The organism is Arcicella sp. LKC2W (assembly GCF_034931005.1).
In the GTDB taxonomy this organism is placed as follows: Bacteria; Bacteroidota; Bacteroidia; order Cytophagales; family Spirosomataceae; genus Arcicella.
On sequence record NZ_JAYGIN010000018.1, the window covers coordinates 70,806 to 83,377 of the forward strand.

The 12,572-nt window shown below is 37.0% G+C and carries 6 protein-coding genes; 1 reads left to right on the top strand and 5 read right to left on the bottom strand.

From position 1 onward, the window contains the following. Nucleotides 1-4: 4 nt before the first annotated feature. Together VB796_RS15285 and VB796_RS15290 are read right to left on the bottom strand one after the other, a co-directional pair. Nucleotides 5-1,840, bottom strand: a complete 1,836-nt coding sequence (locus VB796_RS15285; protein WP_323347433.1) for a six-hairpin glycosidase — start codon at nucleotides 1,838-1,840, stop codon at nucleotides 5-7. Between the two features lie 142 nt (nucleotides 1,841-1,982). Then, nucleotides 1,983-4,025 carry a glycoside hydrolase family 127 protein gene (locus VB796_RS15290; protein ID WP_323347434.1) on the bottom strand — a complete coding sequence of 681 codons (2,043 nt, stop codon included), beginning with the start codon at nucleotides 4,023-4,025 and terminating at the stop codon, nucleotides 1,983-1,985. 316 nt (nucleotides 4,026-4,341) lie between these two features. On the opposite strand from VB796_RS15290, the gene VB796_RS15295 reads away from it, so the two are divergent. Beyond that, nucleotides 4,342-6,669: a DUF5703 domain-containing protein gene (locus tag VB796_RS15295; protein ID WP_323347435.1), complete on the top strand. Its 2,328-nt coding sequence runs from the start codon at nucleotides 4,342-4,344 to the stop codon at nucleotides 6,667-6,669. Between the two features lie 265 nt (nucleotides 6,670-6,934). Here the strand turns inward: VB796_RS15295 and VB796_RS15300 are convergent, their stop codons facing one another. The 3 genes from VB796_RS15300 to VB796_RS15310 form a co-directional block, all read right to left on the bottom strand. Then, on the bottom strand, nucleotides 6,935-8,569 hold the full coding sequence (locus VB796_RS15300) for a DUF5597 domain-containing protein (RefSeq protein WP_323347436.1): 1,635 nt from the start codon (nucleotides 8,567-8,569) through the stop codon (nucleotides 6,935-6,937). 229 nt (nucleotides 8,570-8,798) lie between these two features. Then, complete coding sequence (locus tag VB796_RS15305; protein WP_323347437.1) at nucleotides 8,799-10,424, bottom strand: endo-1,4-beta-xylanase; 1,626 nt, start codon at nucleotides 10,422-10,424, stop codon at nucleotides 8,799-8,801. Between the two features lie 237 nt (nucleotides 10,425-10,661). Then, entirely contained in the window at nucleotides 10,662-12,482 is a 1,821-nt protein-coding gene (locus tag VB796_RS15310; protein ID WP_323347438.1) for a RagB/SusD family nutrient uptake outer membrane protein, read from the bottom strand. Nucleotides 12,483-12,572: the final 90 nt, after the last annotated feature.

Genomic DNA, 12,572 nt, shown 5'->3' on the forward strand with positions numbered 1-12,572 from the left:
CAAACTAATTAAGTTTAGTAGCTTTAAATGATTTGATATAAAAAATAGCCTCTGGGTCTTGCTCTCCCGCTTTTTCTACGTCAAAATTTTGGTCAGTTGGCGTATCTGCATTTGGATAACGACGAATTTCTCCTGTTCTGAAAACTACTTTTTTAAAGGAAGTCACAGGAGCAAAAAACAGTTTCGTTCCCTTTTTTTGCCCATTGATATACACGTCATACATCCGCTTAAAACGGTCGAGTTCAAGGCGAATATCGTATTGTTTATTGGCTTCGTAAGACTGAATTCCCGAATGGCGATAGCCCACTTTTGCTTTTAACAAACTATCCGAATCGAATATTAACCGCACGGCAGCATTTCCTTTTTCATCTTGAAATTCAATATTTAAAATGCCTTTATTGGTCTGTGATGGAATAATCGAAAATTCAACATTCACTCTTTTTGAGGTTGGAATTACTCGTTCTACTTTGGCAAAATCAAATTTATCTTTATCTCGCAAAGTCAAGGCTTTTGAGCCATCGGGAGCGTTTTCAATTTTCACCGAAGCCCACAACGGACTATAAATATTCCATAGATTTAAGGCTTTTTCTTGGGGCATTTTGGCAAAATCTTCCGCAATATTTTCGGTAACATCTTCCGTTACTGGCACAGGAATTTTTGCTACCCAAATATCTTCTTTGTTCATGCTATAAGTCACCCACAAATTGCCATCGGGTGGCGTGCCGTTTCCTTCTTCAATACCTCTGACATATTGAGGCCCATAAGATTTGAAATTACCGCCGTAACGCATCGTTGTAATTTCGCCATTTACTAACAATAAGTTCTTGTAATCCAGTCCGTTATCACTCGTAGAAATTGCCAAAGGCCAACGAAATTCCGATGGATTATAAACCGTTGCATAACGTCCATCCGATAATTTTTGACCCCAAATTTTAGCATTACTATTCACAAATCCCGGGGCTCTGAGGGGATTATATTCCCACGTTTTGCCTTCATCTTTACTGATTGAGGTCAAAGCGTGTTTCCATAGTCCGACCACATTTTTATTGAGTAAATGATAATAACTAAACGCTTTTGCTTCTCTTTTTAATGGAATCAAAGGGTCATCTCGGTCTGCTTCTTCCACCCACTGTTGCATCATCAAAGGCGTTGCCAATAATTCGTCACAGGCTTCAATAAATCCTTTGTCTTTGCTGCTCGAATAAAAGGGATAAGCCGATTTTGATTTATCCCAAGTGGCATTATTCCGAATAAAATAAATGCTTCCAAATGTTCCGTCGGGCAATATTTCACGAACCACTCGCCCGATTCCTTTGCCGTCGTTGGGGTCGTCTTTGGCATCCATTGTAATCCCGTAATATGCCAAAACCAACAAGCGATTTTTCTTAGATACAAAAAAGCCCATACGTTGGTGCATCACAGCAAATAAATCTTTCGCCACACCTTTATAGCCTGTTTTTGTCCAACCATCGGGAATTTTATAAGGAGGAAAAACGACTACTGGTTTAGACCAATTATAACCGTCTTTTGAAGTCAATAAATATGATTGACTTGGCGGAATATGCTCGCCAATGGGGTCGCTGAGGTATTCTAAATAAAAAGTATTTTGCCAATATGCCAACATTGGAGCGTGATTATACGTCCAATTACTACCTCCTGCCAGTTCTGGATGCTCACGATTTGCCCGAAATGTTTGAATATTATGGACACCAACCGCAGGCGTTAATTGCCCATGATGATAGTCCACATTCACGAGTGTATTGCCCGTATAACGGACAGTATCTTGGGCTTTTACGCAAAAAAAAGTGGCAAAAAATAATAGAATTAGTGAATATTTCATGGGTTGAATTAGCTACGGTTAAAAAGTTAGTACACAGATGACACGGATATTAAAAATAACACAGATTTTCACAGATTACAGAACAAAATCTGTGTCATCTGTGTCCCATTGTTTGTGCCAAACTCTTTATAGTTTTGACAGATTAGAAATCTGTCCTACTCAACGGCAACCAAACACTCATTTCTGACTGTCCTCGATTTGCCCAAGCAAAATAGGGAATTAAGGTAATTTTTGTCTTGGTTGACGCTTTGGTGCTAATGGGTTGATAAAGCGAATTTTTCCAGTCTTTTTTCCCTGCCGATTTTACCGTTCCATCAAGCGTTATTATTTCTGCATTGCCGATTTTACTTAATTTTGCCGTCCATTTTGTATTCGTAGGAATCGAAATTGAGCTTACTTTTTCAGCATTTTGCAAGTCGTTTGACTCTAAACAATATACAATTGGCCCTCTTTTTACGGCTACTTGATTACGAGTTTCTTCAACCAAAGGATTCGATTCCATCAATTGCACTTCCATCGGTAAGCGTAGTGATAAAATATCTCCTTTTTTCCAAATTCGTTTGATTTCAATGTATTTTCCTGCCTCAATTTTATTCGTTAAAGCAACACCATTTATCAGAATTTTAGCATCATTAGCCCAAGCGGGAATTCGTAAGAAAAAAGCAAATTCACTTTGTTGTATTTTATTGATTTTCAGCTCGATAGAGCCATTCCAAGGATAGTTTGTTACTTGTTCCAACGATAATTCTGAACCATTTTCTACGATTGTATTCAACTTATTTGCTCCATAAAGATGTACATAAAGCCCATTATTTACGTGACTATAAAAATAATTACTCACTTCGGCAATGGTACGCACTATGTTGGGCGGACAACAATTTGACTTACTAATATATGCCTGACGACCGCCATTCCAACGCAATTCATACGGAAAATCGTTGGAAGCACGGAGCGGATTGGTGTAAAAAAACTTGTCGCCATCCAGATTGATACCCGATAAAATACTATTGTACAAAGCCAATTCCATAATGTCAGCATATTTGGCATCACCCGTAATTTGCAACATCCGCCAATTCCACAATAAATTCCCAATATTCGCACAGGTTTCGTTATGGGCGGCATGGTTTGGTAATTGAAAAGATTTCCCATACGCTTGGTGAATTTTCTGAACGGTATCAGGTTTATAGGCAGTTCCATCGGGTGAAACGCCATCGTACAATGCCCCACAAGCACCTGTGATGTACATTTTATGATTAATTACATCGTCCCAAACTAAATCAAGAGTCGAAAGCAACGATTTATCACCTGTTTCTGCGTAAATATCTGCCGCCCCTGCAAACAAATAATTGGCTCTCACGGCATGACCAATCACCTTTTTCATTTGTCGAAAAGGCACACGGTCAGAATTATCATCCGTACCTTCCGATTCCCCTCGAATATCAATGAGTTTTTTTGCCAATGCCAAATAACGTGGCTCGTTCGTGGTGCGGTACATTTCCACAATACCCATATAATGCGAAGGACAAATGGCGTTTCGGGCTTGTTCGGGCGAAGCAGTATTATAAAAACCAATTAAAAAATCAGTGGCTTTTTTAGCAATTTCTAGCAAATTTGTTTTACCCGTTGCCCGATAATGTACGCAAGCTGCCGTCATTAAATGTCCAAAATTGTAGGCTTCAAAACTCAATTTATCATCAAACATTTTGGGTTTATTGGTTACTTTTTGTTCGATGATAGATTTGGTATAAATATATCCGTCCGCTTTTTGTGCCTTCCCAATTACTGCAATGGCATTATCCATCAACAAATCCAATTTTTTGTCTTTGGTTTGGGCGTACATACTTGCCAGAGCTTCAAGGGTTTTATAAAAATCTCCATCATGGAATGACGGCCCTCTAAAACGTCCTTTTGCCAAGCCAGCGGCTACTTCAAAATTATGAAAAGCATGGCACGAAACGGTATCATTATAACGATTCCATAAGGTCGGAACCATCGTATTTTTACAAACTTCAAAACGATTTGCCCAAAAACCTGTCGTCCAAGAAACATTTCCTAAATCGACACTTTTGAGTTTAGCGAAATTGCTTTTATTGGTATTAGTCAAGCCTTTATTTTGAGCTTTGAGTTGACCTACTGATATCCAAAAAAAGAGAAAGATATAAACGTTATTTAGATATTTCGACATTATTGATGCACGTTAAACAGAATTGATTTTATAAAATCTTATCATTACAAAACAAAGGTACGGTCATCTATAAGGTTTTATTTGTACCATTTTCTCAAAGTATTATACCATTTTGTCTTTCCATAAAAATACTTTTCTTTGAAATTAATATGTTTTAATTCATAAACTGCTATTCTGTGTTTTTTAGGCTATGAATGGGCAACTTATACGGTATGATAATATTGTACCTAATTGAAATGAATATATTTCAAAATGAGTAACTTTTAAGGAACGGCTCTTTTAAAGGTTGTGACTAATAAATTCAAAATAATAAACTATGAAAAACCTACTCGTATCATTTTATTTAGTCAGTATTTTATTAGGAATATGTTTCAAAAATTTCGCTCAAACGACGATTGATGATTGCAATATTACTTGGACAAGTCAAAGCAAAAATTCCAGCGAATCAATGCCTTGCGGTGGGGGAGATATTGGGCTAAATGTATGGGTAGAAAATGGCGATTTGTTGTTTTACATCGCTCGTAGTGGCACATTTGACCATAATAATTCTTTACTAAAATTAGGCAGAATGCGGGTGAAATTGTCGCCAAATCCGTTTGAAAATGGTAATTCATTCAGTCAGACATTAGTTTTAAAAGATGGAAACGTAGTCATAAAAGGGAAAAAAGGCAAACTCGAATCAGCCATAAAGATTTGGGTTGATGTTTTTCACCCAATTATTCATGTTGACATCCAAAGTAATCAAAAAACTCAGATGGTAGTTGCTTATGAAAGTTGGCGACAAGAAGACCGCATTTTAAAGGGCAAAGAAAACAATCAAAACTCCTATAAATGGGCTCCGCAGAGTATCATAAAAACGCTAAAAGATAATGTCAGTTTTGAGGATAATAATCTCCTTTTTTATCACCAAAATCAAAATGAGTTGTCAGCTTTTGATGTAACCGTGAAGCAACAAGGTTTAGACAGTCTTAAAAGATTTTTGTATAATCCTATCAAAGATTTAACCTTTGGAGGATTCATTGAAGCTCGAAATTGTAATGCCATTGGAACGACTTTGGGGAAATATCAAGATACCGATTTTAAGGCTTGGAATTTTCAAAGTAAAAATAAAAGTAATAGCCATGAAGTCAATATTTATTTACATACCGAACAAAGCGAAAAGTTAGGAAATTGGCAGAATGAGCTGATTAAACTCATGTTTGAGAATCAAGGAATTATAAAAATAAATCAAAAAAATACTGAAAATTGGTGGCAAAATTTCTGGAATCAAAGCTATATTTTTATCAATAATGAATCTGCAAAAGATAAATCAACATGGGAAATTGGGCGTAATTATCAGTCGTTTAGGTATCAATTAGCTTGTAATTATTTTGGAAAATATCCTACAAAATTTAACGGTGGCTTATTCACCGTTGACCCGTCACATACTGATTCGACGTTGAAATTTACACCTGATTTTAGGAATTGGGGCGGTGGTACGCATACGGCACAAAATCAGCGGTTAGTATATTGGGGAATGTTAAAATCGGGCGATGTGGCGATGATGAAACCGCAGTTTGATTTTTATCTCAATATCCTAAAAAATGCTGAACTACGCACCGAATTTTATTGGAAACATAAAGGTGCTTCTTTCACGGAACAACTCGAAAATTTTGGCTTGCCAAATCCAGCCGAATACAATTGGAAACGCCCAAAAGACTACGACAAAGGCATGGAATACAATGCTTGGTTGGAATATGAATGGGACACAGTCTTAGAATTTTGTTTGATGATGCTCGAAACGGAACGCTACGAAGCCAAAAATATCAACGAATATGTTCCTTTTATCGAAAGTTGTCTAACATTTTTTGACGAACATTACCAATATTTAGCCAGAAATAGGGGCAGTAAAGCACTCGATGGTGAAAAACACCTGATTTTATACCCAAGTTCGGGAGCGGAAACCTACAAAATGGCGTACAATTCTACGTCAACCATTGCAGCTTTAAAAACAGTTTTATCTCGATTATTAGCCTTACCGAAAGGATATTTATCCCAAGAAAAAAGAGAACATTGGGAAGCTATGTTACAACGAATTCCCTCAATAAATTTTAGAACTTTTGAGGGAAAAACCACCATTTCGCCTGCCAAACATTGGGAAAGAATTAACAATTCAGAATGTCCACAATTGTATCCCGTTTTTCCTTGGGGAATGTATGGAATTGGCAAGGCAGGTTTAGATACTGCCATCAATACCTATTTATATGATGTTGATGCTCAGAAGTTTAGAAGTCATATTGGCTGGAAACAGGATAATATTTTTGCGGCTCGTTTAGGACTTACCGCAGAGGCAAGTCGATTAACATTACTAAAATTACAAAATGCTCCTCGTCGTTTTCCAACTTTTTGGGGACCAGGTTATGATTGGACTCCCGACCATAATTGGGGAGGCTCGGGCATGATTGGGTTGCAGGAAATGTTGTTGCAAACGGATGATAAAAAAATCTATCTTTTTCCTGCTTGGGATAAAAGGTGGGACGTGCATTTCAAACTTCATGCACCTTATCAAACAACCATCGAAGCAGTTTTGAAAAATGGAAAAATAGAATCATTGATTATTACGCCCGAAAGTCGGCAAAAAGATGTGGTGTTGATGTTGAGATAAATATTAAGCACACAACTTCCCGAAATAACTCCGTTATGAGTTAAACCCAAAATGGATATTGTTTCGGGAAGTTGCTCAATCAAAATAAATTAAAAATTATTTCGGTAGTATATACTTAATGTCGCAAGTTAAATTTGAGTCGAAAAAAACCTCACCCCCGACCCCTCTCCGATGGAGAGGGGAGCATTCGACCCTATTTTTCTCCCCTCTCCATCGGAGAGGGGTTGGGGGTGAGGTTTTGCGACATTAAGTACATACTACCGAATTATTTATACGAATAAAGTTGAAGTTTTTGAATTTCATAATCTCCAACGGAAATTCGTAAATGTCTGCCTTGGTGAATTTGGTCGCCGTTCATGTGTCGGCGAGTTTTCCAGATATTATTTTCAAAATAACCTTCATCAACTTTCAAAATACCAATATTTAAAGCTGGGTTTTCCAAAGATTTAAAGGTCACCACCACGCCAGAACCTGCCACATAAAACTCATCTTCGCCCGTTTGAATAATAATCACACTGGTCATTGGCCATTCAGCAGATTTTGCTTCTGGCGACCAACCCAAAGTATAATCGTGGCGAAATGTAAATTGATATTTCCCTAAATTAATAACCGTTTCTTTGGTTTCGTGGTCTAATAAAACCGCTTCAATTTTACCCTGTCCATGATTTTTAATCAATAAAGGCGTTAATTGTTCCAACAAAGCATAACTTTTCCCCAAAGGTTCATTTTGAGGTTTTTCAGGCGATTCAATCGAAAAAGGGGAAAATCCCAATGCCTCATAATGCCCGATAGCATACAAAGATTTCGCCATAACGGTATTATCAAAACGGTGTTCGGGAATGAATAAGGTTTCACCATGACGAGTGTATAAATCATTCCAATGCTTAAAATCGGGATTATAAAAATCAGGCGAAAGCAAATCCATAGCAGGCATGGCGGCTTTCCAAAGGTCAATAACGTGTGGCAAAGGCCCAGCACTCGGGTAACCGCTTCCTGGTAGTTTGTTTGGACGATTCAGAGCGGCATTAACAAACATCGGAATTGGATAGATTTTTTTGCCCGCTTCTGTAATCGTGTTGGTATATTTGGCAAAATACCAAGCCATAAATAATTCATCGGTCGCTAATCCTTTACCAAAAATTTCTTCCCAAGTACCACTATTTTTAAAGCCATTTTGTCCCCATCTTACCAAAATTTCGGGGGCTAAAACTGCTTGATTTTTCTTTAAATAATCCATCAAAACTGACGGCACATCACTTTTAAAAGCCGCATTTGCCAAAGGATGATAATCACGGGCAGAAGGCAACATTCCAATTTCATTTTCAACTTGAACCATGATAACTGTCTGTTCATTTTTATCAAAATCTTTGATAAAAGCCATTAATTTTTCAAAGGCTTTTAAATCTGCTTGAAGATTATTTTCGCTAAATGGCGTTAAAATTTCTTGGCTTTGGTTTTTATCATCTTTTGCTCTTGGAAATCTTTCTTGGTTGAGTTTCACCCAAGCAGGTACATGGCTCGACATACTATTTTTCCATGATGCAAACCAAAGAAAAACAATTTTAATCTGATTTTTACGAGCTTCCGTAATGAGTTGTTGCAGTAAAACATAATCAAATTTTCCTTCTTCTTTTTCGAGTAATTCCCAATAAACAGGCATTAAAACGGTGTTGAGGTTCATTGCTTTGAGTTTCCCCCAAATTGGTTGCATATATTCCATCGTTGAAGCCGACGAATTCCCCAATTCACCACCAAGGATAATCATGGGTTTTCCATTGACAATTAACTCCGTTGTTTTGCCTTTTTTCTCAAGATGTGGTAATTGATTTTGGGCAAAAATTGTTTGCTGAAAAGCTACTAAGAGAAGCGTCAGGATGAGTTTTTTTGGAGAAATTTTCATTAAAATCAATGCTTTTTATTACACTGTTTAATAAGTTATTTCAACTTCCCGAAACAATTCCATTGTGGGTTAAACTTTCGGGAAGTTCCCACAATCAAAGATTTTAGGATAAAAATTATTTAGAAAACTTATTAAACAGTGTATTTATGAGGAATTGCGATAAATAATTTGGACTTTAATTTGCCCAACAAATGAACAAACTAAAGTCCGTTTTACTAATTGAAAATGATTATTTATTTTTCAAAGCATTCAAAACACCATAATACGCTGTTTTCTTAGAATAATCTTTGTTAAATAATAATGGGAAATCTTTTCCTCCATTTGATAACCAACTTGTATCATCCGTCAAACCCCAAATGGTAATACCTGCTTGTTGAGCAGTTGGTACATTTGTCATGTACGACTTCACGATATAAGCGTACATATTAGCTTGATATGCAGCAAATTGTGGGTCTAAAACAAAGCCAACTTTTAGATTTGGATTAACTCGAACATCTAATTCTGAAACTCTTACTTTCAAGCCCGTTGCTGCCATTTTCTTGAACATATTGTCAATATTTGCAAAAGAAGTATTCCAAGAACTGTGCATTTGCGTTCCGATACCGTCAATTTTAGCACCTTTTGCTTTTAATTGAGCAACATAACCAATCAATGAATCCAATTTTGTTGGATTATTTTCAAGGTTATAGTCATTGATGTAAAGTTCTGCACTTGGGTCAGCCGCTGAAGCATAATTAAATGCTTTCAAAGCCCAATCACGACCTAAATATTTCGACCAAAAAAAGAAATCAGTTGCATTACTTGCCACCGAAGTATTGGCATCTGTCCGTAAAGCTCCATTGCCATCTGCCATAGGTTCGTTTACAACGTCCCAAGCTTTTACTTTTCCTTTATAGCGAGTAACAGTTTGCGTGATAAAATCTTTCATGGCTTTATCAACCGCCGTCACTAAAGCAGTTCCTGTTGGTGCAACGGCAGCAGAAGCATCAAATACTTGAACATTATCCACAAAATAAGTATTTGCGGTGCTACCCATATCCATTAAAACCATTGTTTTTGCACCATTTGCTGTAAAAGAATAAGTCTTCAAAACCCAATCAGTTGACACAGAATAATCAGCCGAATATTGAGCAGAAGAGCCAGTACCTCCTGTTGAAATTCGCATTTTTCCACCATTAGAAGAGGATTTAATGAAAAATGTCATAGTATAAACTTTTCCAACAGTTGTGGCAAACTCATCACTTGCCATTTGTACATTCCAAGGATTTCCACTTGTTCCAACAACTACTTTCAAGGCTCTTGAACCAGTTTGTATTTCGGATGTAACTTTAGTTTCTACTAATGAAGTACCACCATTATATTTTGACCAGTTATTAAAATTATCGCCAGAACCAGTTTCAAAACTCCCATTCGCCAATAAATTAACCGCCGCAGGCCCAGAACCACCACCCGTTACAATTTTCATATAAGTAGCATTCTGATTTGCGTGCCAACCCAACGTATGTCCAAAAACTTCTAAACCTGCTGCGGTGGCGGCATTGTACATCGCATCTGATTTAGTAAAGTCAATTGTTCCGTCATTTTGTACCAAAGCACCGTGTTTCATGTGATACCCAAACGTCACGGTTTTTGCCTCAGCCGCTACTGCTCCTCGATAAGTGGCATCATTTAAAAATGGCGTATAATCAACCGCAATGCCAATTGGGAAATTGGTAGCTGCTGATTTTAGCGTTCCATCGGTAACAGGAAATGAGCCAGTATTTAAAACATCAACCTCATACTTACTGCATGAACTTGCCATAAAACTTGCCGTAGCAATCATTATGGATGAAAATATTCTATATTGTTTTTTCATGATTTTTAGCGAATTAATAAGAGGTTGTGTAAAAAGTTTTAGTTTTACTTCGGACAAATTCGGGGCAATTATAACTCTTAAATTGTCCTTTATTCCTTATTTGAATTAGTTAGCAAAATAATACCCAATTAAATATCTTCCTTTTTTCTCTACTGAAGGTTTTAAATCCTTTGGAGGGGTAACACCGAACTAACCTATTCACTTACTTTTTACACTTCACTCTACTTTTTGTGTCTCTTATTTGTACCCTTCGTTTTGGAATTGCGATTTATTAACTTCACAAGTAGCATCTAATTGAGACTGCGGTATTGGACGTAAATAGTGGAAATTACTGATTGTGGCTACATCAGGATTATACCCTTTTGTTTTGGTACGGTCAATCAATTTTCCTCTTAACGCCAAGTCTGCCCAACGGATACTTTCACCGCAAAGTTCACGAGTACGTTCATCCAAAATAAAGTCAAGATTAATGGCACTTGCCGTAATTTGATTTTTAGCAATACGAGCATTCAAATCTGCGGTAGTTAAGTTTGGACGGTACGCCGCACGTGTTCTCAAAATGTTGATTAATTGAGCTGCTTCATCGTTTTTACCAAGAGCCATTGCCGCTTCTGCCGCCAATAAGTAAACTTCTGATAACTTCGCCACCACAAAAGGACGACCAGAAACATCTTGAAAATTGGCACGGTTTACGGCTTCATATTTTTTCAACGCAGGGTAAATATTATTTACTCTCTTTTGATTTGTGTACATTTCGCTCGGTGCAAAAACGACAAATTTCTTAGCAGCAGCACCTGTTAAGGCCTTCATTCTATTGGCAATTTCTTCGGTTGGAGCTAAATAAAAAGCCGTATCTCCTAATGTTAAATTAATCGAAGCCATATTTGCCACATAAGTATCATAGTCAGCAGTACCTTTTGTGTAAAAAGTCGCCACATAATAAGTATCACGGAAGGTGTGCATAAAACGGCTATCATTAAACTTGTCAGCAAAGGCAACATCTAAAGTCCATCGGGTTGGTAAAAACTGACGTAACGGACGACCATATTGTAGTACACGAACTGGAAAAAATGCCTTACCACCTTTTGTAACTGCCTGATAATTAGACACAAAAAAGTTACAAGAAATATTAACCTTTTCAGCAAAATCGGTACTTGGGTTATTTACTTCATTGGCGATATTATTCAAAGGAGTACGTTCAATTGAGAAAATAACTTCTTTGTTATAATCATTTCCTTCTTTGTGGACATCGCCATAATCTTGCAATAAATCCACTCCGTATTTTGCTTTATTATCAATTACTTTTTTGGCATTATCATAAGAATTCTGAAAATCTGTTGCTTGCTTAACCGTAGAATAAGCACGGTACAAATAAACTCTTGATAATAAATGTAATGCGGCAACTTTTGAAAGTCTAAATTCTCCCGCTGGACGTTGGTCTGGAAGGTTTTCACTCGCAAAAATCAAATCATCAATCATCGCTTTGTAATTCTTTTCGAGTAAATCTGCTCCCAAACGATTGAATTTACAACTCGGTGTTGCATTGAATTTTAATTCTCCAGAGCCTAAATCTAATGGAACTGCTCCAAAATTTTGAACCAATAATAAATAGTATAATGCTCTTAAATATCTGGCTTCGCCAACCAATTTTGCTTTTGAAGTAGCATCTAATGTTACCGACGGAGCAAATTCTACAACGGCATTACACAGGTTAATATTGGAATAATTACGTCCCCAAGGTGTACCAATAGCACCATTTGTTGGACTCAAATTATATGTTCCCAATTCACGAGTTTGGTCTGTTGCTGCTCCTTGGTCGCCAAAACTGAATTCGTCTGTACCAACATTCGCTAAAATTAAAGCTCCTTGAGGACCAAAATCATAGCGCATACCTGCATAAGCCGTATAAACTGCCGAATACAGACCGTCAGAAGTTTTGAAATAATCAATGGTAAAGGCAGTTCGAGGTGTTTCTTCCAATACCTCTTTACAACTTAGGAAACCACCGCCCATAATAACCGACAAGAGAATGGCTGATATTTTATGTTTTATTTTCATTTGATGTCAAAATTAAAAATGTGTTTTACTCGTACTTGCTTGGCAAGTTTTGAATAGAATTCAGTTATCAATTTGCTGAATATCAATAAA

Excerpts from the sequence above, each read along its gene's own strand:
- VB796_RS15285 (WP_323347433.1), bottom strand. The coding sequence starts at position 1,840 with ATGAAATATTCACTAATTCTATTATTTTTTGCCACTTTTTTTTGCGTA.
- VB796_RS15290 (WP_323347434.1), bottom strand. The coding sequence starts at position 4,025 with ATGTCGAAATATCTAAATAACGTTTATATCTTTCTCTTTTTTTGGATA.
- VB796_RS15295 (WP_323347435.1), top strand. The coding sequence starts at position 4,342 with ATGAAAAACCTACTCGTATCATTTTATTTAGTCAGTATTTTATTAGGA.
- VB796_RS15300 (WP_323347436.1), bottom strand. The coding sequence starts at position 8,569 with ATGAAAATTTCTCCAAAAAAACTCATCCTGACGCTTCTCTTAGTAGCT.
- VB796_RS15305 (WP_323347437.1), bottom strand. The coding sequence starts at position 10,424 with ATGAAAAAACAATATAGAATATTTTCATCCATAATGATTGCTACGGCA.
- VB796_RS15310 (WP_323347438.1), bottom strand. The coding sequence starts at position 12,482 with ATGAAAATAAAACATAAAATATCAGCCATTCTCTTGTCGGTTATTATG.